Origin of the sequence: Salinisphaera sp. SWV1 (genome assembly GCF_052044155.1) — a bacterium.
Classification (GTDB): domain Bacteria; phylum Pseudomonadota; class Gammaproteobacteria; order Nevskiales; family Salinisphaeraceae; genus Salinisphaera.
Window position 1 is genome coordinate 1 of record NZ_JBQDYE010000028.1, and the last position, 25,777, is coordinate 25,777.

The 25,777-nt window shown below is 62.2% G+C and carries 28 protein-coding genes and 1 pseudogene; 25 read left to right on the top strand and 4 right to left on the bottom strand.

Annotation, left to right across the window (positions count from 1 at the left end; translation table 11 throughout):
* The 7 genes from ACS8YF_RS13480 to ACS8YF_RS13510 all read left to right on the top strand — a co-directional run.
* Positions 1 to 261: chorismate-binding protein (locus ACS8YF_RS13480; protein ID WP_440850722.1), on the top strand; the 261-nt coding region annotated here is incomplete at its 5' end.
* A gap of 179 nt (positions 262 to 440) precedes the next feature.
* On the top strand, positions 441 to 1,709 hold the full coding sequence (locus ACS8YF_RS13485) for a tyrosine-type recombinase/integrase (protein ID WP_037335744.1): 1,269 nt from the start codon (positions 441 to 443) through the stop codon (positions 1,707 to 1,709).
* 1,052 nt (positions 1,710 to 2,761) lie between these two features.
* Complete coding sequence (locus tag ACS8YF_RS13490; protein WP_037335745.1) at positions 2,762 to 3,514, top strand: hypothetical protein; 753 nt, start codon at positions 2,762 to 2,764, stop codon at positions 3,512 to 3,514.
* Positions 3,515 to 3,632: 118 nt separating this feature from the next.
* On the top strand, positions 3,633 to 3,845 hold the full coding sequence (locus tag ACS8YF_RS13495) for an AlpA family transcriptional regulator (protein WP_111747083.1): 213 nt from the start codon (positions 3,633 to 3,635) through the stop codon (positions 3,843 to 3,845).
* Positions 3,846 to 3,880: 35 nt separating this feature from the next.
* Positions 3,881 to 4,744, top strand: coding sequence for a ParA family protein (locus ACS8YF_RS13500; protein WP_037341935.1), 864 nt, complete (start codon positions 3,881 to 3,883; stop codon positions 4,742 to 4,744).
* Between the two features lie 239 nt (positions 4,745 to 4,983).
* Positions 4,984 to 6,687 carry a ParB family protein gene (locus ACS8YF_RS13505; protein WP_037341933.1) on the top strand — a complete coding sequence of 568 codons (1,704 nt, stop codon included), beginning with the start codon at positions 4,984 to 4,986 and terminating at the stop codon, positions 6,685 to 6,687.
* Between the two features lie 14 nt (positions 6,688 to 6,701).
* Entirely contained in the window at positions 6,702 to 7,262 is a 561-nt protein-coding gene (locus tag ACS8YF_RS13510; protein ID WP_037341931.1) for a DUF2857 domain-containing protein, read from the top strand.
* A 90-nt stretch (positions 7,263 to 7,352) separates the two neighbouring features.
* On the opposite strand, the gene ACS8YF_RS13515 is transcribed toward ACS8YF_RS13510, so the two are convergent.
* Positions 7,353 to 7,937 (bottom strand): AAA family ATPase, encoded by a 585-nt coding sequence (locus ACS8YF_RS13515; RefSeq protein ID WP_037341929.1) that lies wholly within the window; start codon positions 7,935 to 7,937, stop codon positions 7,353 to 7,355.
* A 21-nt stretch (positions 7,938 to 7,958) separates the two neighbouring features.
* A complete protein-coding gene (locus ACS8YF_RS13520) occupies positions 7,959 to 8,294 on the bottom strand; it encodes a TA system antitoxin ParD family protein (protein WP_051883793.1) in 336 nt (111 codons plus the stop codon).
* A gap of 435 nt (positions 8,295 to 8,729) precedes the next feature.
* On the opposite strand from ACS8YF_RS13520, the gene ACS8YF_RS13525 reads away from it, so the two are divergent.
* The 9 genes and pseudogenes from ACS8YF_RS13525 (at position 8,730) to ACS8YF_RS13565 (ending at position 17,714) form a co-directional block, all read left to right on the top strand.
* Complete coding sequence (locus tag ACS8YF_RS13525; RefSeq protein WP_084189001.1) at positions 8,730 to 10,421, top strand: ParB family protein; 1,692 nt, start codon at positions 8,730 to 8,732, stop codon at positions 10,419 to 10,421.
* Positions 10,402 to 10,959, top strand: a complete 558-nt coding sequence (locus tag ACS8YF_RS13530) for an STY4526/YPO1902 family pathogenicity island replication protein (RefSeq protein ID WP_051883544.1) — start codon at positions 10,402 to 10,404, stop codon at positions 10,957 to 10,959. The genes ACS8YF_RS13525 and ACS8YF_RS13530 overlap by 20 nt, the downstream gene beginning before the upstream one ends.
* Positions 10,956 to 12,458, top strand: coding sequence for a hypothetical protein (locus ACS8YF_RS13535; RefSeq protein ID WP_440850723.1), 1,503 nt, complete (start codon positions 10,956 to 10,958; stop codon positions 12,456 to 12,458). Before ACS8YF_RS13530 ends, ACS8YF_RS13535 begins: the two co-directional genes overlap by 4 nt.
* Before the next feature lie 277 nt (positions 12,459 to 12,735).
* A complete protein-coding gene (locus tag ACS8YF_RS13540; protein WP_051883543.1) occupies positions 12,736 to 13,536 on the top strand; it encodes a PFL_4669 family integrating conjugative element protein in 801 nt (266 codons plus the stop codon).
* Entirely contained in the window at positions 13,526 to 14,053 is a 528-nt protein-coding gene (locus ACS8YF_RS13545) for a hypothetical protein (protein WP_111747112.1), read from the top strand. The genes ACS8YF_RS13540 and ACS8YF_RS13545 overlap by 11 nt, the downstream gene beginning before the upstream one ends.
* A 139-nt stretch (positions 14,054 to 14,192) precedes the next feature.
* A complete protein-coding gene (locus ACS8YF_RS13550) occupies positions 14,193 to 14,456 on the top strand; it encodes a hypothetical protein (protein WP_156962544.1) in 264 nt (87 codons plus the stop codon).
* Between the two features lie 103 nt (positions 14,457 to 14,559).
* On the top strand, positions 14,560 to 14,994 hold the full coding sequence (locus tag ACS8YF_RS13555) for a single-stranded DNA-binding protein (RefSeq protein ID WP_051883542.1): 435 nt from the start codon (positions 14,560 to 14,562) through the stop codon (positions 14,992 to 14,994).
* A gap of 438 nt (positions 14,995 to 15,432) precedes the next feature.
* Positions 15,433 to 17,435: pseudogene (locus ACS8YF_RS13560) on the top strand (DNA topoisomerase III).
* A 168-nt stretch (positions 17,436 to 17,603) separates the two neighbouring features.
* Positions 17,604 to 17,714, top strand: a complete 111-nt coding sequence (locus ACS8YF_RS13565; protein ID WP_318269700.1) for a TraR/DksA C4-type zinc finger protein — start codon at positions 17,604 to 17,606, stop codon at positions 17,712 to 17,714.
* A 6-nt stretch (positions 17,715 to 17,720) separates the two neighbouring features.
* Here the strand turns inward: ACS8YF_RS13565 and ACS8YF_RS13570 are convergent, their stop codons facing one another.
* Both ACS8YF_RS13570 and ACS8YF_RS13575 read right to left on the bottom strand, forming a co-directional pair.
* Entirely contained in the window at positions 17,721 to 17,999 is a 279-nt protein-coding gene (locus ACS8YF_RS13570; protein ID WP_037339346.1) for a helix-turn-helix domain-containing protein, read from the bottom strand.
* Complete coding sequence (locus ACS8YF_RS13575) at positions 17,968 to 18,240, bottom strand: BrnT family toxin (protein ID WP_037339343.1); 273 nt, start codon at positions 18,238 to 18,240, stop codon at positions 17,968 to 17,970. The genes ACS8YF_RS13570 and ACS8YF_RS13575 overlap by 32 nt, the downstream gene beginning before the upstream one ends.
* A 202-nt stretch (positions 18,241 to 18,442) precedes the next feature.
* Between ACS8YF_RS13575 and ACS8YF_RS13580 the strand changes: the two genes are divergently transcribed.
* The 9 genes from ACS8YF_RS13580 to ACS8YF_RS13620 all read left to right on the top strand — a co-directional run bounded on the left by ACS8YF_RS13580 (position 18,443) and on the right by ACS8YF_RS13620 (position 25,768).
* On the top strand, positions 18,443 to 18,946 hold the full coding sequence (locus ACS8YF_RS13580) for a hypothetical protein (protein WP_198025212.1): 504 nt from the start codon (positions 18,443 to 18,445) through the stop codon (positions 18,944 to 18,946).
* Positions 18,947 to 18,959: 13 nt separating this feature from the next.
* Positions 18,960 to 20,129: a hypothetical protein gene (locus ACS8YF_RS13585; RefSeq protein WP_051883540.1), complete on the top strand. Its 1,170-nt coding sequence runs from the start codon at positions 18,960 to 18,962 to the stop codon at positions 20,127 to 20,129.
* Positions 20,130 to 20,131: 2 nt separating this feature from the next.
* Positions 20,132 to 20,863, top strand: a complete 732-nt coding sequence (locus tag ACS8YF_RS13590) for a TIGR03759 family integrating conjugative element protein (RefSeq protein ID WP_051883539.1) — start codon at positions 20,132 to 20,134, stop codon at positions 20,861 to 20,863.
* A 53-nt stretch (positions 20,864 to 20,916) separates the two neighbouring features.
* A complete protein-coding gene (locus ACS8YF_RS13595; protein WP_198025211.1) occupies positions 20,917 to 21,573 on the top strand; it encodes a transglycosylase SLT domain-containing protein in 657 nt (218 codons plus the stop codon).
* Complete coding sequence (locus ACS8YF_RS13600) at positions 21,560 to 22,087, top strand: integrating conjugative element protein (protein ID WP_037339340.1); 528 nt, start codon at positions 21,560 to 21,562, stop codon at positions 22,085 to 22,087. The genes ACS8YF_RS13595 and ACS8YF_RS13600 overlap by 14 nt, the downstream gene beginning before the upstream one ends.
* A gap of 88 nt (positions 22,088 to 22,175) precedes the next feature.
* Entirely contained in the window at positions 22,176 to 24,350 is a 2,175-nt protein-coding gene (gene traD / locus ACS8YF_RS13605; RefSeq protein WP_037339338.1) for a type IV conjugative transfer system coupling protein TraD, read from the top strand.
* 2 nt (positions 24,351 to 24,352) lie between these two features.
* Positions 24,353 to 25,054 carry a TIGR03747 family integrating conjugative element membrane protein gene (locus ACS8YF_RS13610; RefSeq protein WP_037339335.1) on the top strand — a complete coding sequence of 234 codons (702 nt, stop codon included), beginning with the start codon at positions 24,353 to 24,355 and terminating at the stop codon, positions 25,052 to 25,054.
* A gap of 124 nt (positions 25,055 to 25,178) precedes the next feature.
* Positions 25,179 to 25,547, top strand: coding sequence for an RAQPRD family integrative conjugative element protein (locus ACS8YF_RS13615; protein ID WP_051883537.1), 369 nt, complete (start codon positions 25,179 to 25,181; stop codon positions 25,545 to 25,547).
* Positions 25,544 to 25,768, top strand: a complete 225-nt coding sequence (locus ACS8YF_RS13620; RefSeq protein WP_037339333.1) for a TIGR03758 family integrating conjugative element protein — start codon at positions 25,544 to 25,546, stop codon at positions 25,766 to 25,768. The genes ACS8YF_RS13615 and ACS8YF_RS13620 overlap by 4 nt, the downstream gene beginning before the upstream one ends.
* The last annotated feature ends 9 nt before the right edge of the window (positions 25,769 to 25,777 follow it).

A 25,777-nucleotide genomic window follows, 5' to 3' on the forward strand; every position in this document is an offset into this window, starting at 1 on the left:
CGCGGCGTCTACGGCGGCGCGGTGGGCTATCTGGCCGGCAACGGCAGCATGGATCTGGCGATCGCGATCCGCACCGCGGTGATCAAGAACGGCGAGATCCATGTCCAGGCCGGCGGCGGCATCGTCGCCGACTCGCAGCCCACCACGGAGTGGGAAGAGACGATGAACAAGGCCCGCGCCGTCATGAAGGCCGCGGCCCTGGCCGAGCAGGGGCTGGGGACGCGGCGCCGTGTTGGCCACAAGGGGGAGCGCTCGTCATGATCCTGATGCTCGACAACTACGATTGGCGTCTTCCAAAGGCCAGTGAGTTCCATGATTTGTAACTAAGTTATTGATTTATATTATATCAATATCCACAGCCGTCCATTGAGCGTCAAGCTGATCCAGCGTCATTGTGTATAATGTCGTGTATAATGACTTCTTAAAGAGGCGTTATACACATGGCTCAGAACCTCCTCTCTGTCCGCAAGATTGAAGCCGCCCAGCCTCAGCCAAAGGCATACCTGCTGCGGGATGGCGGCTCTCTCTTCCTGCGCGTCCAGCCTAACGGCAGCAAGCTCTGGTGGTTTCGCTATCGGCTAGGTGGCGTGGCGCAGACTTACTCCATCGGTATTTTTCCGAAGGTCACGCTCGAAGCCGCGCGGACTGAACGTGATTGGGCCCGCGGCCTGGTGAAGAAGGGACTCGATCCCATCCTTGAGAAGAAATCCCAGATTGCTGCCCAGGTCGACAGCAACGAGCAGACGTTCGAAGTCATCGCACGCGATTGGATGCGCGCGAACTCGGACTGGAGTGACTACTACGCTAAGCAGGTTGAGAACTATCTGACGAAAGACGTGTTCCCAAAGATCGGCAGGCTTCCGATCACTTCGATCAAGGCATCACATCTGCGTCCGGTCATCAAGGTCGTGGAAGCGCGCGGGGCCCAAAGCGTGGCTATCTTGATTCGGCAATGGGTCGGGCAAATATTTAGATATGCAGCCGCAAACGGTATCTGCGAATACGATCCGACATCGCTACTGAAGGGACTAGTGAAGCGGCCGCCAGTTCGTCATAACCCGCCGCTAAAGTGGGCCGAGGTGCCTGTCTTCCTCAACAAGCTTAATGGTTGGTCAGGCTTTCGGACAACGGAAATTGCCTTGCGGCTGGTTGCGCTTACTTTTGTTCGCACGGTCGAGATCCGTAGAGCCACGTGGGATCAGTTCGACCTCGATAGCGCGATATGGGAAGTGCCCGCCAAGAACATGAAGATGCGCCGGCCTCACCTGGTATTTCTATCGAAGCAGGCTGTCGCTTTGTTGCGAGAGCTGGAAACGTTGACGGGGGCAGGACAACTACTTTTCCCAAACAACCGTCGTCCCAAAGAACCTATGTCGGCCACCACACTGAACCGCGTGCTAGAGCGGCTCGGTTATGGCGGCCAATTCTCCACACACGGTTTTCGTTCGACCGCTACAACAATCCTTGGCTTGCTAGGCTACCCTGAGAATCGTGTAGATCTGCAGCTTGCACACCAGAAAAAGAAAGATACGTCGCGCGCATCCTACGACCACACGAAGTACGTAAGTTCCAGGCGTATGATCATGCAGGATTGGGCAGACATCCTGGATGCCCTGGAACGCGGCGATTCGGTCGATAAAATCACCAAGGACTTCGGGCCAATGTCCAAACGGCGTGCCGCATTGCTCAAGATAATCGAACGTGAGTAACCGCCGGCTCGCAGCCTCCATCCTCAGGCTGTGATACGCGCTTCACGAACCAGGGTTCGCCCAGATACTGAAGATCAGCGACCGCGACACGATCACGGGCGGAGTTTCGGTACAAGCATCCAGCGCTGGCGACGCCAGATTCGTGAGAATGCCCGCATCCGAGTCGAGATCAGCTCGATCGGGTGAGCTATGTCCTGGATATCCATAAGGCGCGGCGCATCCTCTTTCCCGACAACCGTCAACGAATACGTGGATTTATCGGCCGATCAACATGCCGATTGAAATTGAACGCGATTCATCGCCATCAAGACTCTCCCCGTGTCTGTTAAGGCCTTATTATTCAAACCCGCTGGGTCATATCATGAGCCAGCTGACTTTCCGAATTAATCAAGAACGTATTTGACGTTGCCCGTCACCGGACTGCGGCTCTTGTCGCTACTAAGTATAACCCGTTCCGCCATCTCGAATTATAGATCCGAACAATCGATTGCCGTCGCACGACGAGCAGTGAATCGTTGATCGCACTCTTGCCGGCTCACCCGAGCTGACTACAGGCCGATATCTCCCCTTATCTGGACTGTGCTGCGTCTTAGTAGGCACTGATGGATAAGCACGCCTGCTCGCCTAACCAGTATCGGCTACCTATTTCTTTTTTCGTCTGCTGTAAGACCAGACTGACAACATTCAGACATAAATCTTATTTTATCTATTACTTGCATATGACAGCAATCATCGTGCATCCATGACCGGTCTGGACTGACAGCCATCCTGATATTAGTCAGGCATCAAGCCGTATTTCACTGGTCTTCACCCGGACTGTCACTTATATCGAGACTGCAAAATTCTCACTTCCAGCCATAGCCGAACGGTCTTATGTGGTCAGCGTTTCTGAACTGTTCGTGAGCCAAGACACTCATGTCACCCATGATGAATGGCGTCGTTGACAATTATGCATATGTTTTGCGCTTTTTTAGCACACAGCAGTTCAACGCCAAAAGCAGTCCACACAAACCCAACGGAGAGACGCAAACACGAAAACGAGGGAGATTCACATGCCCACGAGATCCTGGGAGACAACGGGCCAAAAGGTGTTCTACCGTCCGATCGAGGCCGGCATCCGATGGAGCGGACTGTTAGCACACGAGCAACGGATTCTCGAAGTCGTCGGCACGCGACCGCTTCTCGAGCCCAACGCGTTTCCCGAATGGCCAGCTCTTCACTTGAACACCGAACGGATCGTCGACGCCCTCGTCAACGGCGATCTGGTTTATGGGAAAAATGGCATCACGTGCCACGATCCGACGCTGATCGATTCACCCGACCTGACCGTCCGCCACGTAGATCTGAAAGCCTGGATGGCCGACTTCTATCCCGGCGAGAAACCCGCTTTTCTCTTCAGTGGTGTGGAACGCCGTCTGCATACGGCGATCAGCGCGGAGGCTGTTCAAGCGTTGCTCGCTGACCATGAGGCCTTGAAGATCCGCCTGGCCCATCAAACCGAGGCGTCGAAGCAGCTCCAGTCAGATCTTGAAACGCTTCACCAAAAGCATGAAGCAGACGTGCAGCGGACCCAACGAGCACAACAACCGAGCCGCCGCAGCGAATCAACCTATCTCAATATTGTCGCCGGTCTTTTGACTTTATTGCTTGGGCATTCACCGTCCGGCCACCCGTACTCGAGCTTCAACACCCAGGACGCCGTCATCAGCGCCATGATCGCGCATCACGGCGACCGACTCGGCATATCCCAGAGCACACTGGAGAACAAATTCGCCAAAGCGAAGCAGCACATGCAAGGCAATTGACTTGTCCAGTCCCTATCTGGGGTCGCTGATACCCCATTGACGGTTTCTTTTGCTGCTGAGATCTATTGAATGGAGGTCACGTCCGAATAACGTCAAGGAGCACCCAGGAGTGACCGTCATGTCCGACACAACCGCTTCCATCCCTACTGAGCGCCGCATCCTGCGCCGCGCCGAAGTCGAAGCTAAAACAGGCTTCAAGCGCGCCCATATCTACAACCTGATCAAACAAGGCCAATTCCCAAAGCCCATGCGCCTGGGCGTACGGGCCGTCGGCTGGGACTCGCGCGAAATCGATGAGTGGATCGCCGAACGGCTCAAAGCGCGCGTTTGACGCGGCCCAATCCGAGCGTTTCGAGGCGTGGTGCCATGCAGGTGATGTCCATCATTTCGACCAAAGGTGGGGTCGGCAAAACGACTACGGCGGCGAACCTGGCGGGCTTCGCGGCCGATGCGGGCCTACGCGTGCTGTTGCTGGACGCCGACGTGCAGCCGACGCTGTCCAGTTACTTCGAGCTTACCGAGCGCGCGACCGGTGGTGTCTATGAATTGCTGGCCTTCAACGAGCAGGACACTACCCGTCTGATTAGCCATACCACGATCGATGGCCTGGATGTCGTGCTCTCCAATGATGACCAAGGGCAATTGAATACCCTGTTGTTGCATGCGCCGGATGGACGACTACGGCTACGCCATCTACTGCCCGTCTTCCGGCCCCACTATGACCTGTTACTTGTCGACACCCAAGGGACACGCAGCGTGCTCCTGGAAACGGCGGTGCTCGCCGCCGATGTCGTCCTGTCGCCGGTCACCCCCGAGATCCTGGCCGCACGTGAGCTCCACCGCGGCACCTTGCGGCTGCTCGAAGACATCGCATCGTATCGACACCTGGGCATCGTCTTGCCGCCATTGAATCTGCTGATCAATCGCATTCCACCCGTCTCGGCGAACGCGCGGACGATCCAGCAAGCTTTGCGACAGCTCTTTCACGAAGAAAACGGCATCTCGATACTGGAAACCGTCATTCCGGCCATCGAGGCCTATCCGCGGGCTGCGACGCGCAATCTGCCGGTCCATCGCGTGGAACACCGCCGACCGTCCGGGCGGGTTGCGCCCGCGGCGCTGGAGACCGTCCGGGCCTTGGCCGGCGAATTGTTTCCGCACTGGCAGGACCGATTCGCCACGGTCACCGGCCGAGCGCACCGGAGGGCATCCCATGACGAGCGCTTCTGATCCAAACCGCCGGCTCGCCCGGTTTCGGCCCCTGATCGATCACGCATTCCGTGAGGGCTGGGCGGTGCAACACATGCCGGGCGGCCAGCTGCGGTTCATGAAACCGGGTCTGCCAACTATCAGCACCGGCTCAACCTCCATTGACGATCCAGCCAGTTATCAGACTGAAACGTTCAGGCCGCAGCGCCGGCTATTGGCGGGACGATCGATCACAGACGGCGGACCCGACGGAGGCATTCATGGCTGAACTGACGCCGGATAATATGGCGCGCAAGCTACAAGCCGAAGGGTTTACGCGGCCTCGCCCGACCGCCGATAGGTTGAGTGATCCGATCGCCGACACGCCGATGACCGTCACGCTCGATCAATTGCGGCCCTATGATCTGAATCCGCGCGTGACCCGTAATCCCCGATACGATGCCATCAAGTCCTCGATCCGCGAGCGTGGACTCGATGCGCCACCCCCGATCACCCGACGCCCGAACGACACCGCCTACATGATTCGCAACGGGGGCAATACGCGCCTGGCGATTTTGCGCGAGTTGTGGGCCGAGACCGAAGACGAACGCTTTTTCCGGATTCCCTGCCTGTTCCGGCCGTGGACGGCGCGCGGTGAAATCGTCGCGTTGACCGGCCATCTCGCCGAAAACGAGTTACACGGCGGGCTCACCCTCATCGAACGCGCGCTGGGCATCGAAAAGGCGCGGACGCTTTACGAGCAGGAAACCGGGCAATCGCTGTCGCAGTCGGCGCTCGCCCGGCGCCTGACGGCCGACGGCTATCCTATTTCACAATCCCATCTCAGTCGCCTGCAGGATGCCGTGCGCTATCTGCTGCCCGCGATTCCGACGGTGCTTTACGCCGGGCTCGGACGGCCCCAGGTCGAGCGGCTGGCCACCCTACGCAAGGCCGGCGAACGACTCTGGGAGACATATGCGACCGATCCACACCCGGCCGCCGCCTTCCCTGATCTGTTCCAAGAAGTATTGGGCGCATTCGACAGTGCGCCGGAGGCGTTTTCGATCGAAGCCGTCCAGGATGAGCTGATCGGGCAAATGGCCGAACGACTCGATGCCGATTACGACGTGCTGGCTTTGGCGTTGGACCAGACCGAACGCCGACATCGAATATTACGCCAGGCTCCCGCGGACATCGGCCCGCATTTCAAAGCTGGCACGAGGCCGTCCCAAGCGCCCAGTGCACGGGTGGACGAGTCACAAAGCAAGCCCGCTGCACAGCCGTCGACTGCGACCGACACCGCTCCGGCGGACAAACCGGCCACCACGTCACAGCCGACGTTATCGATACCGAGAAAAGCCGGCGCACAACAAAATTCGGACCCGCATACCCCCATTGTCTCGCCGACACCGGAGCAGGAGCCGCTACGATCGGGACCGGCCCGGACGAACGACACGATGGGCGGTGCATGCCCCCTCGTCGAAACCACGGCCTTACGCTCGGCTTATGTGCAAGCCGACAAGCCCACTCCCGCCGCCGATGTCTGGTCCATCGACCCAGATCTGGAGACACCGGATCGCCTGCGTCGCCGTATTGCACAGCTGGCCCAAGATATCGCTACGGAAGCCGGCACAGCCGATACCATCGAATCCGTGAACGACGGCATCGGCTTTCGTTGTCGTGCCCCAAGGGGCGCGACGGATACCGACGCGTGCCCTGGATTCGCTTGGGCGATACTGAGTCTACTCTACGCATTGAGTACGGGCTATCGACTCGACCACGGCGGGTCCGCACCCGATGCTCTGCCGCTGACCCATACCATCGGCGCCCTGTTGCTGGGCAACCCACTGGGCGACGCAGTGCCGACAACGCGCCTGAGCGACGAGAGCCTATGCAAACTATTTCGGTTGGTGAGACTCGCCCGCCGCTTAAAGGCACTGGATAGCGATCGGCCGCCCCACGCCGAACCGGCCACTGGGCGTTGAACCGGACGCGTGCGATGTCGGGACCGCATCCCCTCAACCAGGCCGTCATCGCTCAAGCGCTACACGATTTGCGCAATGGGCAGTTACGGCGCTGCAAGAGCATGGGCTTCGGCGATTCAGACTTGGACGCGCTCAAACACCCCGAAATGGTGAGCCTACTCGCCAACGCCCGCGTGTCGTGGTGTACGGTTCAGGTCAATCGTGAGGTCCTGCAACGCCTGCTGCGTCAGGCCGATGACATCGAAGCGGAAATCGCGATGATCGATCGCATGCTACGCGTCGGTGCGAGTACAGAGATGATCACTCGGTATTTCGGTTTGACCCATCAGGAAATCGCGCTACGCCGGGACATCCTGGGCCTGCCGAAGCGCCGCGGCCGCCATCCGGTGTTGACCGAAGAACAAGACGTCACCCTCTGGCAGCAGTGGCGCCCGGCCTTGAGGCAACGCGACATCGCACTCAACGACGACAAAGCGATGCTCGGGTTGGCGATGGAGCTGGCCGAATCGCTCGATCTACCCATGTCCGTGATCTGGGCGACGATCCGCAGTTGGGTCGATCAAGGGCTTGTGTAGTCGACGCGAGCAAGCCTGTCTCCCGGCCACAAAGGTATGCGGCGCCGTCTGCTCTCGATTGCCAACCTTATAACCCGGTCCTCAGTCTCATCAAGCCCTTACGTGCGTTCGTCCTATCCCGTACAGCGCGCGTGCCCACGCGGGCACCGCGTCGCTCGCGCTGTGTAACTGGCCGTGCCGGAACGTTAACACCCATCGCGGCGGGGCGGCTTCTTTGGAGCTATCATAGATCTGCGCGAGGTCTGCCAAGCCGATGGCCTCCCGAATGTACTGGGCGCTCCGCTCATACCGCGCACGGATCTTGTCTTCGGGCACGTCATGACCGCCTTGCGATACGCGCCATCGAACACGCGCCACCGATAGGTCGGCGCTTTCCACATTGACGTGAAAGAGTACGACCCGGAATCCCGCCTCTTTCGCCGCGTGAACCAAATCCAGCTTGCTTGGATGAGAAAAGACAGTCTCTGTCACGAAGGAGGCGCCAGCAGCCAAATGCCCAGCCCGCATTTCTGCGGCTATTTCGGCCGCACGGTAGGCATCCAGTTCTTCTCCCTCAATCTGCCGCTGTTTGAGAATCTCATCAGCATTGATGAACGGCGCGTAGGTGTGTGGCCTGATCCGGATGTCGTATAAGGTCGACTTGCCGGCCCCATTCGGGCCGGCAAGCACGTACATCGTGGGCCTTGGCTCCAACGATTAGGTCCCGAGATCGCCCTTAGCGAAACCCGCTTCGCGTTGACGCTTGCCCAATTGCCTGAAGAACTCGACTTCCGTATCGCTGGCGTTTTCCATGAGCACCTCGTGCTCAACGTCATAAACCGCGCGCTCGTAAGAACCCAGCTCGTCGGGCGATATCTCGCCGCGCAGCGCCGATTTGATCTTTTTGTCATCAAAGGTCGGGGCCTGCTCAATCGCTTGACCCAGCCGCAGCCAATGCTCGATTTGAGCCTGCAGCGTTCGTGACATGATGCCTGCTTCCTTACGGGCATCGCTGATCGTGGACTCCGAGAGCCGGACACTCTGTGTGGCCATGACATGCCTCCTTGCTATGCCACAGAACCGCGCAAGCACCACTGCTCGCACTTTGACCACAATTTACCACACTTGCGTCTTGATGGTAATCAAAATACCAGGGCAACCCCGCGCTGGCGGACTTCAGGGGCATACCGGTTGCTCGGTTTCATAGCGCCAGCATCTCAAGCGTTGGAGCGGGTAATCCCGGGGCGATTCACCCATTATGCGACTCGCATAAATTCAACGCGTCGACCTAAGTCAGAGAAACCGGACAGCAGTCGATGCGATTTGATAACTGACGATCTTCCCAGCCTCGCTCCATGCTGGGTATCCGATTTTCATAGCGAGTCCGGCGCAGCGCCAGCGTGCTGGCGGTCGTCTCGGATGCGGTGAGTTCGCGAACCGGCGTCTCGAAGCGCGATCCTCGGGCCGCGGGCCACTGGGAGCAATCCGATGAGCCGCAAAAGCCTTACGGACGGTCAAGAGAATACCCCGTCGCAGCCACCGTCCGAACACGACGTGGCAGATGCGGCCCGTCCTCCGTCGCAGGTTGCCATCCCGATGCGGGTCGACGTCGATCAGATCGTGCCGTATGACCGCAACCCACGGCGGATGACCAATACGGCCTACGCTCAGATCAAGGCCTCCATTCGGGCGAACGGCCTCGATCAGGTGCTATCCATCACACAACGATCGGACACCGATCAACCGGACGTCTACATGATTGGCGCGGGCGGCAATACACGCCTGAATGCGGTCAAAGCGCTGTGGCAAGAAACCGGCGACGAACGTTTCAAGCAGATTTGGTGCCAATACTATCCTTGGGCGGGCGATACCCGCGCCCTACTCGCGCATATTCGTGAAAACGATCTGCGCAGCGATCTAACGTTCATCGATCGAGCGATCGCAATTCAGGAACTGCGCACGCTTATTGAAAGCGATATCGGCCAGTCCCTGTCCCAGCGCGAACTCAAGAACCAACTCAAAGAGCGCGGCTACCAAGTCAGCCAGACGATGATTCACTGGTACGACTATACGATCGACACACTCTATCCCGTGATCCCGAACGTGCTCCAGTCCGGCATAGGCCGGACCACGATCGCAAAGATCCACGCACTGCAGCGCGCCTTCGGCAAAGCCTGGGCCGCAATGGATCTCGGCGCCGCGGACGACGCCAATCACCTGTTCGCCCAGACCCTGCAACGACACGACGGTGACATCCTCGATGTTGACGCCCTGCGCCGTGATCTCGAGGAAGAACTGTCGGTGTCCGCCGACTGTGACATGCAGCGGGCCAGTCTTGAACTGGGCGCGGCATTGGGCGGACCTTCAGATTTCGACGCCGATACAGACCCGGGTACCCAAGCCTCCGCATCGCCAATCAAGGCATCACCCCAGCCACCGACAGCGCCCCCCGCAACCGATACGACGACCGATGAGAATGAATCGAGAAGCGCACCGCGGGCGAAATCCACGCCACCCGGCGATCACGGGGGCGCGTCTGTACCGGGCGAAACCGGGGCCTCGGACACCGGTCGGCCCAACGCGTATGGGTGCGGCGACGATCACGACCCGTCGACGGCACCTGATCCAGGACAAACCGACACGAAGCCGTCGCCGCCGAACGATCTGAAGTCGCTGCGTAGCCGATGTTGGACCCTGTCCAACCGCATTGCCCAGGGCTCGCGGCTCGGCGACATCGTGGTTCCGATCCACGCCGGCCTGGGGTTTCTCGTCGGCCCCGTTCCAGTCAACGTACAACAATCCTGGCATCCGGAAATCGGGCGTAGTGCCATGTGTGTCTGGTGGCATCTCGCCACGCTGGCCGAACAGTTCGCGCGCCATGGCCACGCCTATGCGTATCTCCCCGAGGCCTGGCAGTCGCGACGCATCGGCGACGCCGTACGCCAGGCGCGGGATAGCCAACAGGCCTTCTCGCGGTGGCAGTGGGAACAGGCCGATCGCGGACTGTTCGCGGACGTCCCCGCGCTGGAACCCAACGACATGGGACCGATGCTCTATCAAAGCTGGCCCGACCCACGCTGGCACGACTGGATTCAATTGGTTGAAGCTTATCGGGAGATCTACCGACAGACGAACAACACGCCTTGGGGGCCGTTGCATCATGCCGACGAAGGAGTATGAGCTTACGCTCGCAACCTTGATTTATGCGGCCGCCTGCCTCGAAGACGGCGACTGGGCCGTTCTACGTGATCTGAACTTCGGCGAGCAGGAAATCAGCGCGTTGCAGGGACTGGCGTTTCCCGACTTCCTGTCATTGGCCCGGCGCATGAACGGGCACGTCCTGAATATCCGCCTCGATCGCGAGCGATTCTGGCTGATCCTGAGCGAGATGAAACAAGAACGCGCGATTGCGCAGCTGAAAACCGAGATGGTCCGGCGGGATGCCCCGGTCGATATGATGCGGCAGTTGTTCGGCATGACCGAGAGCCAATACACCACGATGCGCCGGCGGTGGCGTCGACGTCGCGGCGCCGGCCGCCCACCGGAACCCGACACCGAGACCATGGATATCATGTGGCAGGCTTGGCAGCGTCAAGGTGAGGGCCGTACGGCCCTGTCCGCCGGTGAATGGCTGGCGCTATCGAAAGACACTGACGTGGATTTACGCACGCTCTGGCGCTTCATCCGCGGCACGAACGAGATAGAGCGAACCTTGTGAGGCCTAGCCAACCCCCAAGCCGCCATGACACGCTAAGCACGTATCTCAAGCACGCTGCGGACGATCTGGCGCATGCGAGCCCGCCACTCGATCATGAGGCCGAGGGGCTGCTTTTCCTGGGCGCCTGGCACCAGAGCTATCCCGCCATTCTGGTCCGGGATCCGTTTCTAAGCGACAGTGCCAAGGTACATTTTCTATATCTCATGCAAGAGTCCAGCTGCCAACCGCGCGGCGCGATTGCGATGCCCTCGCTGGATCAGACGGCCCAAGTGCTCGGCCATTCACGCAAGACAGTCAACCGCGATCGCACCCTGCTCCGGGTTTGTCGCTGGATCAGCCGGTATACCCATGTGCGTGACAACCAAGGTCGTTTCTGCGGCAGCATCAATGCCATTCACAGCGAACCCTGTTCGCTGGCCGAGGCCAGCCGCCTCGATACGTCCTACTTGCCACTGCTCGACAGCGCGAAGAATCACTCCGATCGCTATATCAAGCGCGCGGCCAAGGCCGCGCTGGCGAGTATCGATCAAACACTGGCCGACGGGCGAGACCCGCTGGAACCACCGGATCCGATCAGTCGACGACTCGATGCCGCCACGGCCGTGCAGAACGGGGGCGGCACGTTCTTCGATCTACTCCTCAGTGACGGCGGCCGCATCACAAAGCCAGACGATCCGACCGAGTCTGTCCACCCTATGGCCAGCAATTTCGGCGACGAATATGATTCGCAGCAAGAGAGATTTACCCACGGTGAGCCATGGGTAGAATTTACCCATGGTGATTCGCGGCCATGGGTGGATTTTACCAACGGAAGACAAGCTGCTGATAAAAAAGACAATAATATAAGTTATCCACAGACGGCGAAATTTACCCACGGCTACAGTAGTAGTAGTAGTAATAATAAAACTACTACTACAGACATCTCCGCGCGCGAGGCAGTATCGGCCCACGGTTCGTCTGGCCACAGTGTGGGCAGCCGGTCATCATCCGAGGCGACAGCCGAAGCCGGCCCCGCACTTCACTGGCCCGATGCCCTGCCGTCGAATGAACGTGCGTTGATCGAACGCAATTTTGCCTCGCAGGCCTTGTCGGGCGACCAGCAACAGCAAGTGTTGGATGTGATCGCCCGAAAGCTCCAGGATCCAGACAACCCGTTGCGCAGTCCTGTGGGTTACGCCGTGACACTGTGCCAGCGCGTCCGGTCGGGCCACTTCCAGCCGGTCGGCGCCCCGGAGCGCAAGCCGGACCGGCGACAGGGCGCACCCAAGCCGGAACCCGACGGGCCCGCTGCTGAGTTGGATGCGCTGCGGCAACGTTTACAGGCGGTGCAGAGCGAAATCGATGGCCTGGAACAGCACCTCATTCCCTTCGCCCCAACCGAGAGTCGGCCTGATCTCGAAACCCAGCGTGAGTGCCGCTGCCAGGAACGCGATGCCCTCAAACAACGGTATCGCGCGATACGAGCGCAGCTCGACGGTGTACGCGATTCGTCGACCTGATGGTAAGAACGACGCTGGAAACCGTGTTTCCGGAGCGGGCCGGCGCCCGAAGCCGATTACAGTGTAATCGAAAGGTGAACGCCCTTCGGGACTGATTACAGTGTCATCAGATGGAGGCTGCCCTGCGGCGCTGCACACACAATTTCCAGATTTGACGAAATCTCGACGCCGTGCCCCAGTATTTTCTGGCACGCCACGCTCTTGTGCCCTATACCGTTGCCGCAAATCCGCGATCGACGACGGCTTCCGCGCTGTCGATGAGCCAGGAGCAACGACCATGACCGACGCGAGCACCGCAAGCGCGAGCACACCGGCCATTGTGCCGGGCCGGCTGCGCAACTTTGTCGAGATGACCATCCAGACACGCCAGGCGCAGCGCTTGGTGCAGGGTCGCCGGGCCGTGGACGGCAAGCCGCCCATCATCGGCCTGTATCGCTACGGTGCCATGGTGCGCACGATCTGGGCGGGTGCGGCCCGAGACGATCCGTATGCCGACTGGTATCTGCTCAAGGTCGAGCAAGCGTTGACGGAATCAAAAGATGAAATCGCGACCTTGAAACAGACCATCGAAGCCAACATGGCACGGAGCCCGGCAATGAAAGTGGGCCTGGCGCATTCGCTCGAACCTGCCAACATCGAGCTGACCTTTTCCAATCCCTACGGCTACATGGGCGCCTGGCTGCTCTCTGATATGGACGAACTCGTGCTGGCCGCTCTGACGGCGCGCCATGTCGGGCTTATGAACCGGGATGAATCCGAACGGATGCTCGGCGAAGCCGGCCGCGCGATCCGGCGGGCCTTTGCCACAGCCCAAGGCTACCGGGCGACCGCGGTCAAGCGCGAGGATATGCGCCAGGGTACGCGGCGCGCCGAACGCGCCCGACAAGCTATGGGCGAACTGCCACAAGCCGTCCTGGACGGTGATCTGCGACCCGAGCACGCCCCGGCAATCGAGGGCGTGCAGCCCTCGCACAACACGGCTGGCCACAGTGTGGCCAGCTACGATGACGCGACAACGGATGAGGTGACTGACACAGATGCCACGACCGACGAGCACGGCGACGATGATGAGTCGTAAGAACGCGGTGGGTTACGCCGGATCTGACGAAGCCGTGGCCGACCGATTTGACGTAGCCCCTTTAAAGGGCCCTTTAAGGGTAAGGGAGGCGCGCCAGCGTCTCGCCGCCCTGGAACAGGTCATACGTGACGGCGAAGCCGAGGGTGCTCGGTTGTGTGAATCATTCGGCAAACAGTTTCCGACGGCTCCTGCCAAAATCGTTCGATACAACGATCGAAGCCTCACGTTCTATCGCTGGCGCCGGTCGAGCGCGCGTCGATGGGGCAATAAAAGCACGACGGCGATCAGTTTGACGGGTAAGCAAGGTCTGGCATTGCTTGCTCGAGTCCCGGAGTCTGCCCGCGGGCACTGGCTTAACTACGAGCGCCGCCGCATTTATCTCAATATGCGGTTGTCGATCGCCACCTATGAGCACTACCGAATCCAGGGCTGGCTCGATGGACTCGAGCAGATCAAGGTCATCGAACGTGACGGCCTTGCGGCCGGCGCGCCTGACAACCATAACGATCGCGGATAACCGCCGACGTCGTCAGCGACGGAATGTTTTGTTTCGGTGAGCGATCTGAGTCGATCGTCAACGGATGTTACGAGGGTGGCCACAGTGTGGCCCCCCCATATCACGGCGGCGGCTTCGCGCGACGAGGAAGGGAGAATCCATGTCTCGATTGAATGTGCCGGATGAGTGGGATCGAGCCGAGCTCACAGGTCGCATGTACGAAGCCATCGACCTCGAGACCGCGATTCGCGACGGTCGCTTCGCGTCCCTGAACGAGCTTGCGGATTGTCTCGCGGATCAATCGAAACTCATGAATCAGGCGTTGCGCTGCCATATCTGGGTGATGCACGCGGACAAACCCGGCTGTCTCGATCTCAACCGGACGATTGCACGAACCCGTCCACGCCAGCGCTCACCAATCTAAATGACACGGCAAAACCGTGGGATTCATTGTTGTACGGCGCCATGCGCCGGTCGAGGCTGACCTTGTCCTAGCGACACGCACGCTTGATTAACGGAGCCAACTGATGTCGAACTCATTCACCGCACGCGGCAATCTTGCGGCCGCTCCCGAATTGAAAACCGTCACCGTCAACGGGGAGAACCGCCAGGTCGCCGAGATGCGCATGTACTGCGATCGTCCAATTCCGGACGGTGACGGCGGCTTCAAGGATAAGGGCGGGTTCTGGCTGAACGTATCGCGCTGGGGCGCCGCAGCCGAACACGCAGCGCGTGTGCTCGATAAGGGATTCCGCATCAAGGCCGAGGGTACCTTGGTGCAGAACAGCTGGGAGAAGGACGGCGAGAAGTTTTCGCGCCTGGAACTCACGGCCGACGACATCACGCTGGATCTGTCGCGTGTCGAATCCGTGACGCGGCGCGAGCGTCGATCGCCCAATGCGACGGATACCGCAGACAGCACGAGTGAGGACGCTGCCGAGGCCGTCGCCTATGACGATTGAGCGCGATCGATCCAGGCGATCGAAACCCGCTGGCCACAGTGTGGACAGCGGGTTGAGTCTTTACCGAGACTTGGACGATGACAATGAAAAACGACATTCGGCGTTGCCGCGTGTGCGGTTGCACTGAACACGATTGCTCAAACTGTATTGAACGCACGGGCGAGGCGTATCGACATGCTCATCTGTTGAACATTCCCTGGATGTTTGCCTGTATGGCAGGGGCGCCGCAGACGCTCTATGGCCGTCGTGTTATCAACAATCCCGATCTATAGACGGCCGCAAGCCGCCATTCTTGAAACTGTTTTTTTGATTATCTCGAGCATCGCTCGGTTCGCAAAGATGGCTACTGTGAAAATCCGACGATGCCGGCAACGATTTTCGCCCTGATGGCGTTGGCGGGTTGCGATGCTGACTGTTCTTCACGTAACCGGCGAAACCATGGCTGGCGATACGGTCTATCTCTGCGAAAAACCCTCCCAAGCTCGCGATATTGCGCGGATTCTCGGCGCGACGAACAAGACCAAGCATTACCTATTCGGTGGCGGCATAACCGTCACCTGGTGTTTCGGGCATCTGCTCGAAATGGCATCTCCCGATCAGTACGGCGAGCAGTACAAACGCTGGTCGCTCGAGACGCTGCCGATCATCCCGGATCAGTGGCGTCTGGACGTCCGGCCCAAGGTCAAGGCGCAGTACAGCGCCATCGAGCGATTGCTGGGCCAGGCCGGGCATGTCGTGGTCGCTACCGACGCCGATCGGGAAGGCGAAATGATCGCCCGCGAGATCCTGGACCGCTGCGGTTTCCGGGGCCGTGTGTCGCGGCTGTGGCTGTCAGCGCTCGATGACGCCAGCATCCGCACGGCACTGCGTCAGTTGAAAGACGGCGCGGAGACCGAGGCGCTGTATTACGCGGGCCTGGGCCGGGCCCGTGCGGATTGGCTGGTCGGCATGAACCTGACACGGGCTTATACCACCATGGCCCGGTCCCAGGGCCACGACCGGCTGTTGCCGGTGGGCCGCGTGCAAACGCCGACGCTGCGGCTCGTCGTGGACCGCGATCACGAGATCGCGGCGTTCCGACCGGTACCGTATTGGGATTTGGTTGCCCATCTGGCGACCGACGACGGTGCGGCCTTGACCGCACAATGGCAACCTCCGGCGGACATCGCGGACGCCCAGGGCCGCTGTCTCAATCAACCGTCGGCCCAAACTGTGGCGCAGCAGATATCGGGCACCACGGCCCGAATCCATGCTACCGAAACGAAACGTGAGCGCGTCTCGCCACCGTTACCCTACGATCTCGGAACACTGCAGCAGGACGCCGGTCAAGCCGTTGACATGGGCGCACAGGCGGTCCTGGACACGGTGCAGTCACTGTACGAAACCACAAGGCGGTGACCTATCCGCGAACCGACTGCCGCTATCTGCCGGTCAGCATGTTCGCGGAAGCCGATGCCGTGCTGGATGCCATGACGCAAACGGATCCGGCCATCGCGCACGCTGTCGACCAAGCGGACGCAGCGACGCAGTCCAAGGCCTGGAACGACACAAAGATCACGGCGCACCACGCCATCATCCCGACGGCGAAGTCCGCCGACCTGAGCCGAATGAGCGCGGCCGAGCAACAGCTGTACCAGATGATCCGCACACGTTATCTGGTGCAGTTCTATCCGGACCACGAGGCCGATCGCACGATCTTGTCAATCGACGTCGCTGGCGCGGCGTTGCGTGCCAGCGGCAAGACGGTGATCGTCGAGGGCTGGAAGACGGTCACTGGATCCGCCGACGAAACCGACGAAGACAAGGCCGGCAATGCGCGTTTGCCTGCGGTCAGCGAGGGCGATCCCTGTCGCGTTACCGACATAAAGATTCAGGCCAAACAGACGCGCCCACCGGCCGCCTATACCGAAGGCACGCTGATCGCGGCCATGAAAAATATCGCGTCGCGGGTCACCGACGAACGACTGAAAAAGATCATGAAGGACACCGCCGGGCTGGGCACCGAGGCCACCCGCGCCGGCATCATCAAGACACTGATTGATCGCGGTTTCCTGGCGAAAAAGAAGAAGAAACGGGTCTCGACCGAAGCCGGCCAGGCATTGATTGGCGTACTGCCCCAGACGATTACCAATCCGGACACGACCGCGCTGTGGGAGCAGGCCCTGGACGACATCAGCACCCGCCGAATGACGCTCGACGATTTTGTCGCCCGGCAGACGAAGTGGGTCCGGGCCGCGGTCGGCCAGGTCAGCCGTTCCGGCCTAGCCATGCCCCAGGGGATCGAGGCCAAGCCGCAGAAGAAGTGCCCGGAGTGCGGCCAGGCCATGCGTAAGCGCCAGAGCCAGCACGGTGCGTTCTGGGGCTGCACCGGCTATCCGGACTGTACGACCACCGTCCAGATCGGCGGCAAACGGCGTCGCAAGAAAGCCGCCGAGGAATGACCTGCCCCGATGATCCATCCGTTTGCGCTGGGATTGCCTTGCCCCGAGTGGAACAATAGGAGACGACGCATGGCTGACGTCGGCGACCAGGCCGTTGAACTTCAGGAAGAATAGTTGCAGCGCTCGCTCGCGGCGCGCCAGGCGGCGCCCGCCGCTCGACCGAGTGCCGTGCGCTGCGTCGAGTGCGATGAGCCTATCCCGGTACGGCGGCGTGAGCTTCCGCCGGGCGTGCAACGCTGTGTTGATTGCGCCCGGTCGCGGAATGGCGACGTTGATTGAGCGAGCCTAACCGATCGTCTTTTCAACCAGATCAGGATGCTGGCCAATCACTTTCACGTACGCGAGCGCGAAGTCCGGCGCGGTTTCCCGTGCCTGTTCCCAGTCCCGCAGTGTGCCGGCCGGTACGCGAAACCGGCGGGCGAACTCGGCCTGTGACAGCCCTAGTCTCGTGCGGGTCGTGCGGATCAAACGCGCGCGCTGCGCGCGGTCCATGGCGCCCGCGGTGACGTCGAAGTCTTCTGGATCCGATGGATCAGAGGGCAGTGTAATACGCTCTTTCTTCACCTTTATTGCTCCTTCGCACGGACATGAATCGGGGTCGATCGCCCCGCCACACGAATACGCCGGTGAACAGCTTCTGTCCCACGACACCGACCACCTTGAAGCGCTCTTCCCCGTCCTGTGGACGAATCGAGGGCATGATCAGATGATTGTCGTCGGCGAGGATTTGATCTCCGAACGCCAACGAGAGCTTGTGCTTGGCCCGATTGGCCGCGTCTTTCGTCGGATCGAATCGGCCTTCCATATGCAACGCATTATACGGTAATCCCGTACATTCGAGAACAAGGGAACCCCCGCCCTGCATATCGAAAATTCCGACACCGCCCTGTCGGGATTTTGTGTTGTTCCGCGACCGGGTCTCGGCCAGTTTGGCCGCGAACCCATCGGCACGACGACGCGATATGGCCGCATCTCGATCTGCAACACGCCGCGCGATGATCGGCGGCGTGGCTGTCACGGCCTTGCTGCTGACATTGGGCGGCTGCGCCAGTCCACGGCATGCCTCCCCGGCCTCGAGCGCGGAACCCGCGCCGGATCGGCCCGCCGATATCTATGCTTCCCCGGCGACTGGACCGCAGCCCAACGTCGTGCGCACCGGCCGCTATCAGCTGGTTCCCCTGGCCCCGACCTCTGGCCAACGGAATCTGCTGGCCCAGGCCGTGACTATCGATCTCCCCCAATCGATGTCCCTGACGGTTCGCGACGGTCTGGTCCATGTGCTCCGGGATTCCGGTCTGCGGCTGTGCCCCCGCCTGTCTCAGACCGGCTTCTTCTCGTCCCCGTTGCCGGCCGTACACCGCGAGCTCGGCCCGACCACGCTATCCGACGCCCTGCAGGTGCTCGCCGGTCCGGCCTGGCGGCTGGATGTCGACTACGCCAAGCGCACGGTCTGTTTCGACCGGCGTGCGCGCACGGCACAGATGCCGCCGTCCGGCCGACAGCGCTCCTAACGAGGTTTGCCTGATGCGTAACCGCACGCTTCCACTTGCCCTGCTGATCGCCGCATCACTGGCGCCGGTCGCCGGCTGCAGCGACGGCGATAGCGACTCGAGTATCGGCCAGCACCATGACCGGGCGACGGAACAGACCGATTCTGGTTCATCGAACGCATCCCGGCTGCCGGTGAATGATCCGGACTCGACGCGTGGCGATCAGAACAGGCCGGCCCAGGCGCCATCCGATGATCCGCCGGATCAGCAGACGCAGCAGCTGGCCCAGCTGCTGCAACAGGTCCAGGCCATGAGGCAGGCCGCGGACAAGCAAAGCCAGCGCCTGGACGACCAGGCCCAGCGCATCGACCGCCTCGAGGACACGGTCAGCGATCTCAAGACACGGTTGCGCCGGCTGCCCCAGCCGGCGCAGACATCGCCATCCGGCAAAAAGAAAACCCAGCCGTCGAAGACGCCGGACGCCCTATCCCCCCAGGCTCAGAACGACTGTCAGCCGCGCGAGTCGCAAGCCGGCCCGGATGACGGCCAGAGCGCCGGCAGCGGTGACAAGGCCAGCGATGATGATTCGTCGGAACCGGCCGGCACGCTCTCGCCGCCAGCCGATGCGATCGGCGCGTGTCCGAGCCAGCGCGATCGGGCTCATCAGTTCGATGTGTTTTTCCAGGGCGCATCCGACAAGGCGCTCGGCCGGGCCATCGAGGCCGTCAAATCGGCGCAACTCAGCGACTGGTTTGCCCCGCGTGACGGTCAGCGGCTCTATCTCGGGCGCTATGACCGCTGCGCGGTCGCAGCCCGGCGGCGCGACGCGGTCCACCAGGCCACCGATCTGAGCCTGCATATCGCTGCGGCCCAGGCGCGGCATCCGTCGGGCGCACACGCATCCCGGCAGACAGACGACACCGACTACGGCTCGCCAAACAGCACGCGATCATCTCATTCGCCGGTGACAGTGCGTTCGGTCGCGTCGGCGCCGTTCACGCTCATCGGCGTCGAGATCCGCGGCACGCATCGGTTTCTCGGCGTTGCATCCGACCACGCGTCCGACCTGCGCGCCATCACCTGGCTGTCGCCCGGCGATCCGTACGCGGGCTGGCAGCTGCAGGCCCTCCAGACGGATCGCGACCGCGCCATCTTTAGGCAGGGCCCGCACACGATCGCCGTGGCCCTGCCGGATCGAGGTTAGTCATGGAAACACGATCGCTCGCGCTTCGTTGGTTCGGATTGGCGCTGTGCGCCGGCCTCAGCGTGGCATCCGCCGCGCCGGCACCGGCTGCGCATACATCGGCCCACGCCACCCGGCAACAGGACACCCAGGCGCGTGACACGGCCAAACGACACGCCCGGCAGTGGGATCTGTCGGTCAGTGAATGGGGCCGCTACAAGCAACTGCAACAGGGCATCGACGGCTATCGCTCGGACAAGCTGGATCCGATCACGCTGCTCGGCATGCACGCGCGCTCGAAAGTCGAGCGCCAGAAATACGCCCGCAAGCTCGCCCACCTCGAGCACGATCGCGTGCAGCGCGTGCTTAATTTCCAGAAAGCCTACGACCAGGCCTGGCAGAAACTGTATCCGAACACGCAGCGCGTGCATGCCGACGCCATGGCGAAAGCCATGGACGCGGGCCAACGCGACGCCCAGCGGCTTGGCCTGAATCGGGCCACCCGCGCGAGCGTCATCGTGCGGGCTCACGGCTGCGACGCCTGCCGGCGCACAGTCCAGCAGCTGGCGTCCTCGCACACGCCGATGGACATCTACGTCGTCGGTGCCGATTCCGACGACGCGATCCGGACCTGGGCGAAACGTGTCGGCCTGGATCCCGAGCGGGTGCGCGCCGGCGACATCACGCTCAACCACGCACCGAAGCGGGTGGCCGCTCAGATGGCGCACGCCTCGTTGCCCCGCGTGGTTCGTTGAGTATGCGGATGCGGGGGCTCGTCTGGCTTCTTCTGGGCCTCGCGCCGGCCGCAATGGCCGGGTCGCCGCGTGTCCCGGCTGCGTATGTCCATGCGGCCCAGGCGCACGCCGTGCCGCCGGTCATGCTCTATGCCCTGTCGCTGACGGAATCAGCCACGACGCTGTCGTTCGGACGCCGGCCCTGGCCGTGGACGCTGAACGTCGCCGGCACGCCGCATCGTTATACAACGCGTGACGCCGCCTGCAGCGCGCTACATCGCGCGCTGGCCCAAACCCGCGTGGTCGACGTCGGCATCGCGCAGTTGAACGTGCGCTGGCAGCGCCAGCTGTTCGGCAATGGCCGACGTTTCGCCGAACCGTGCGATGCACTGGATCCCTACGCCAACCTCGACGCCGCCGCGGCCGTGCTGGCGCGCTGTCATCACCAACATCCGGACAGCTGGCTCGCCGCCACGGGCTGTTATCACCGTCCGGCGGGCGGCGCGCCGGCCGCGCGTTACCAGCGCGCGGTTCGCCACCAGCTGGCCGCGATCGGCGACGGGGTCATCCCGCCTCCAGAGGATGGCCACAGTGTGGCCACCCGGCATCGACCCGAACACGCGCATCCCGGCGGCCACAGTGTGGCCACCACGCACAACCATCTAAATCACGCCACGCGCGTGACTTGGATCAATCCCACGCACGAGAGACAGGCCCATGCCCTGGATTAGAGCTCTGGCCGCGGGCGCGCTGGCGCTCGGCGGTCTGACCAGCGCCCAGGCCACGTTGACCGTGGTTGCGAGCCACGGCGGCATGCTGGCCCGGCCCTACTACGCCCCGATCGCCGCGGCGGACGTGGATGAGAACGACGCTTACAGCGCACGCGATGAGGCGACGACCCACGGCCCGATCCGCGAGGCCGACATGCTGCCGGTGGCCAGCGATCGCCTGACACCGGGCCATGTCGAGCCCCGCAAGCTGTCCATGCCGGCCAGCATGACGCCGTTTTTCATCATCGGCGCCGGCCCGCTATCGCTTCGATGGCTGAAACAGCGTGGCCAGCGCCTGCATCAACTGCACGCCGTCGGCCTGGTCGTCAACGTGCAATCGGTCGACCAGCTGCAACAGCTGCGCGCGGCCGGCAACGGCCTAGTGATGCGGCCGGTGGCCGGCGACGACATCGCAGCCCGCCTGCATCTGTCGCACTACCCCGTTCTCGTGACCCCGCAAGGAATCCAGCAATGAGTCTTGCGTCCATCACGCTCGACAACCTGTGCGCCATGGTCGTCGCCCGTCACCACGCGTCGGGCGCGACGCCGGGGGCGCGCTAGGCATGGCCTCGACTCATCCCATCGAAACCCTGCTCCGGCCGGCGGTGGAGGTTTACACCGCCCTGGCCTGCGCGGGCTGTGGGGTGGTCTGCCTGGCCGCGCCCTGGATGATCGCGCTAACGCCCAGCGTGGGATACGGTCTGGCCGCCGCGTTCGCCGGATTCGGGCTCTATCGCCTGGGTCAGGCCTGGCAGGTCGTGCGCTATCGACGCGGCATGAAACGCCTGCCGCGCTTCGCGCTGGCATCAAGCCAGATCCCGGTCAGCCAGCGCTATCTCTGGCTGGGGCGGGGTTTTCGCTGGCAGGTTCAGCACACCCGCCGGCTGCACGAGGCTCAGCAACCGGAAGCGCACGCGTTTCTAATGCCCAGCCGCGCCTATCGCGCAGCCCGCGCGCTCGAGGCCCCGTTCGAGCGCTGGCATCTGACCTGGCTGGTCGATGTCCTGCGCGCCGATACGGTTCTCAATCCGGTGCGGCCCCTGCCGCCAGTCGGCGGCGATCCGGCCCTGCACGCGGTCGAACCGGGCGAAACTGACATCTATTTGCCGCTGGCCGAACGCGTGGCGCACACGCTGGTTCAGGGCACCACGCGCGTCGGCAAGACGCGCCTGGCCGAAGTGCTAGTGGCCCAGGACATCCGCCGCCAGGTGGGTGGCGGCGAGGTGGTGATCGTCATCGACCCCAAGGGCGACGCCGACCTGATGAAGCGCATGTACGTCGAGGCCAAGCGCGCCGGTCGGCTCGACGCGTTTCGCGTGTTCCACCTGGGGTATCCCGAGGTCTCGGCGCGCTATAACGCCGTCGGCCGCTTCGGCCGGATCTCCGAAGTTGCCACCCGCCTGTCCGGCCAGCTGTCCGGCGAAGGCAATTCAGCGGCCTTTCGCGAGTTCGCCTGGCGTTTCGTCAACATCGTGGCCCGCGCCCGGCACGCGTTGGGCTACCGGCCGACCTACCAGCAGATTCTGGCTGACGTGGTGGCGATTGACGAGCTCATGATCGAGTACGCCGGCTATTGCCTGCCGCGCCTCGACGACACCGCCTGGGCCCAGATCACGGCGATCGAAAACGGGCTCAACGAGAAGAAGGTGCCCCGGAACATGCAGGGCCGGGCCTATCGCGTGGTCGCCATCGAGTTCTATCTGCAAGGCAACCGGGCCGCCGATCCGGTGCTCGCCGGTCTGCGATCCGCGGTGCGCTACGACAAGACCTACTTCGACAAGATCGTGGCTTCGCTGTTGCCGCTGCTGGAAAAACTGACCACCGGCGCGACCGCCGAGCTCCTGTCACCCAACTACGACGACATCGACGACGACCGCGACATCTTCGACTGGCGCCAGGTCATCCGCCAGAAGGGCATCGTCTATGTGGGTCTGGATGCATTGAGTGATTTCGAGGTCGCCCAGGCCGTGGGCAATTCGATGTTCGCGGATCTGGTCTCGGTGGCCGGCGACATCTACAAGCGCGGCGTCGACGACGGCCTGCCCGGCGCCGATCCCGGTACCAAGCCGGTGATCAATCTGCACTGCGATGAGTTCAACGAGCTCATCGGCGACGAGTTCATCCCGCTCATGAATAAGGGCGGCGGCGCCGGGGTCCAGGTCACCGCCTATACCCAGACCTTGTCCGACATCGAGGCCCGGCTGGGCAATACCGCCAAGGCCCGCCAGGTCATCGGCAACTTCAACAACGTCATCATGCTGCGCGTGCGCGAAGAAATGACGGCCCAGCTGCTGACCCGTCAGTTGCCGGAGGTCATGGTCAGCCAGCGCATGCTCGTGTCGATGGCCGGCGATAACTCAGACGTCGATACCGACACCGATTTTTCCTCGTCGGGCGGCGACCGCGTGACAACCACGCCCAAGCCGATGCTGACGGCCGCCGACATCATCAAGCTGCCGAAAGGCCAAGCGTTCGCCTTGATCGAAGGCGGGCGGCTGTACAAGATCCGTATGCCGCTGCCCAAGGCCGCAGACGCGGCCGAATTGCCGGCCGATCTGACCGACATGGCCGAGCGCATGCGCGAGCGCTATCAGACGGCCGATCACTGGTGGGATGACGTGGCGCCGCCGCCGGTCACGGTCGAACCCACGGCCCAGGCCAGCACGCCCAACAGCTGGGCCGGCGACACGATCCATGACACCGCCGTCAGTGCCGAGCTCGGCGAGGACGACGACTGAGCATGGCCACACAAGCCGAAACCACGCAGACAAAAGCCCGCCGGCCGACGCTGTTCGGCTGGATGCTGTCCCTGCCCTTTCGGATCGTCGCCGTGGTCGTGATCTCGATCCTGACCTCGATCACGATCGAATGGCTCGGCATCTATTTCGGCTGGTGGGATCTACCGGGCGCGCAGCACGCCCAGCACATGTTCAGCCATGAGCTGGGCTGGATCGATACCGAATTCACGCGTTCGCTGCTGGTCTCAAACCCGGCGGCGACCGGACAGAACGTACTGGCCTGGGTCTATCAGACGGTGTTCGTGTCGACTGGCATCACGGGCTGGTTCGATGCGCACGCCGACGGTGACGGGCTCGCTCACACGATCGCGATCTACAGCCAGGCCGGGCTGGCTGTCTGTCTGGTCGTGCTGATCCGCGTGTTCATCCTGGCGCTGACGATCCCGCTGTTCGTCATGGCCGCGTTCGTGGCCATCGTCGATGGCCTAGTCCGCCGCGATCTGCGCCGCTTCGGCGCCGGCCGCGAATCGGCGTTCATCTATCACCACGCCAAACGCATCACCGGCCCGGTGTTCGTTCTCGGCTGGCTGGCCTATCTGTCCCTCCCGTTTTCGATCCATCCGAACCTGTTTCTGGTGCCCTGCGCGGCCGGCTTCGGCGTGTTGGTGTCCGTCACGGTCGGTTCGTTCAAGAAATACCTGTAATCGGGGGTGCGCTATGTCACTCGTCGGCACGCGTAAAAATTCCCACACACCCCTGTCGGAATTTTGCCGCACCGAGCGCGATCGCTTTGTCAGGCTGAGCCCAACGCTTTGGACTCGACCGCCTGTGCAACGCATTGCCCGACACAACCCGCGCCGGACCGCCGCCGTTGCGCTGGCGATCGCCCTGCTGGCGATCGCCGGCCTGGCCCAGACCGCAACCGCGGCTGACCCGCGTGATCCGATCCAGCGCGAGGACATCGCGCTCATCGAAAAACAGCTGCAACGCATCGATTGGGTCATCGACCGGCTCGCCCAGCGTCAGCGCGCTCAGCCCAACCGGCGCGTCATCCTCGATATCGGCCGGCTGCGGGCCGACCTTAACGACGTGCGCAACGGCCTGCGGGCGTATCTATCGCCGCCGCGCATGCTACCGCGTCAATCGACGCCGTTGTCCGGCGCCTATCGCGCCCAGCGGGCCGGGGCCGATCGATGAACCCCGCCACGGCTTTTGCCGCCGGCTCCGGGCTGTCCATCAGCAAGCTCGCCTTTCTGATTTCCGGGGTGGCCTGTGTTGCGGTTCTGTTCTGGGGTGCCTGGGCCCTGCTGTCGCTCTGGCGCGGCTGGGCGCGCACGCGCGTCACCGAAGACACGTTCCTGATCGCGATGGTCCGCATTCTGTTCCTGGTTCTGTTCATCACCTGGATCGTGACGTGATCGATCCCA

Excerpts from the sequence above, each read along its gene's own strand:
- ACS8YF_RS13485 (WP_037335744.1), top strand. The coding sequence starts at position 441 with ATGGCTCAGAACCTCCTCTCTGTCCGCAAGATTGAAGCCGCCCAGCCT.
- ACS8YF_RS13490 (WP_037335745.1), top strand. The coding sequence starts at position 2,762 with ATGCCCACGAGATCCTGGGAGACAACGGGCCAAAAGGTGTTCTACCGT.
- ACS8YF_RS13495 (WP_111747083.1), top strand. The coding sequence starts at position 3,633 with ATGTCCGACACAACCGCTTCCATCCCTACTGAGCGCCGCATCCTGCGC.
- ACS8YF_RS13500 (WP_037341935.1), top strand. The coding sequence starts at position 3,881 with ATGCAGGTGATGTCCATCATTTCGACCAAAGGTGGGGTCGGCAAAACG.
- ACS8YF_RS13505 (WP_037341933.1), top strand. The coding sequence starts at position 4,984 with ATGGCTGAACTGACGCCGGATAATATGGCGCGCAAGCTACAAGCCGAA.
- ACS8YF_RS13510 (WP_037341931.1), top strand. The coding sequence starts at position 6,702 with ATGTCGGGACCGCATCCCCTCAACCAGGCCGTCATCGCTCAAGCGCTA.
- ACS8YF_RS13515 (WP_037341929.1), bottom strand. The coding sequence starts at position 7,937 with ATGTACGTGCTTGCCGGCCCGAATGGGGCCGGCAAGTCGACCTTATAC.
- ACS8YF_RS13520 (WP_051883793.1), bottom strand. The coding sequence starts at position 8,294 with ATGGCCACACAGAGTGTCCGGCTCTCGGAGTCCACGATCAGCGATGCC.
- ACS8YF_RS13525 (WP_084189001.1), top strand. The coding sequence starts at position 8,730 with ATGAGCCGCAAAAGCCTTACGGACGGTCAAGAGAATACCCCGTCGCAG.
- ACS8YF_RS13530 (WP_051883544.1), top strand. The coding sequence starts at position 10,402 with ATGCCGACGAAGGAGTATGAGCTTACGCTCGCAACCTTGATTTATGCG.
- ACS8YF_RS13540 (WP_051883543.1), top strand. The coding sequence starts at position 12,736 with ATGACCGACGCGAGCACCGCAAGCGCGAGCACACCGGCCATTGTGCCG.
- ACS8YF_RS13545 (WP_111747112.1), top strand. The coding sequence starts at position 13,526 with ATGAGTCGTAAGAACGCGGTGGGTTACGCCGGATCTGACGAAGCCGTG.
- ACS8YF_RS13550 (WP_156962544.1), top strand. The coding sequence starts at position 14,193 with ATGTCTCGATTGAATGTGCCGGATGAGTGGGATCGAGCCGAGCTCACA.
- ACS8YF_RS13555 (WP_051883542.1), top strand. The coding sequence starts at position 14,560 with ATGTCGAACTCATTCACCGCACGCGGCAATCTTGCGGCCGCTCCCGAA.
- ACS8YF_RS13575 (WP_037339343.1), bottom strand. The coding sequence starts at position 18,240 with ATGGAAGGCCGATTCGATCCGACGAAAGACGCGGCCAATCGGGCCAAG.
- ACS8YF_RS13585 (WP_051883540.1), top strand. The coding sequence starts at position 18,960 with ATGCGTAACCGCACGCTTCCACTTGCCCTGCTGATCGCCGCATCACTG.
- ACS8YF_RS13590 (WP_051883539.1), top strand. The coding sequence starts at position 20,132 with ATGGAAACACGATCGCTCGCGCTTCGTTGGTTCGGATTGGCGCTGTGC.
- ACS8YF_RS13595 (WP_198025211.1), top strand. The coding sequence starts at position 20,917 with ATGGCCGGGTCGCCGCGTGTCCCGGCTGCGTATGTCCATGCGGCCCAG.
- ACS8YF_RS13600 (WP_037339340.1), top strand. The coding sequence starts at position 21,560 with ATGCCCTGGATTAGAGCTCTGGCCGCGGGCGCGCTGGCGCTCGGCGGT.
- traD (WP_037339338.1), top strand. The coding sequence starts at position 22,176 with ATGGCCTCGACTCATCCCATCGAAACCCTGCTCCGGCCGGCGGTGGAG.
- ACS8YF_RS13610 (WP_037339335.1), top strand. The coding sequence starts at position 24,353 with ATGGCCACACAAGCCGAAACCACGCAGACAAAAGCCCGCCGGCCGACG.
- ACS8YF_RS13620 (WP_037339333.1), top strand. The coding sequence starts at position 25,544 with ATGAACCCCGCCACGGCTTTTGCCGCCGGCTCCGGGCTGTCCATCAGC.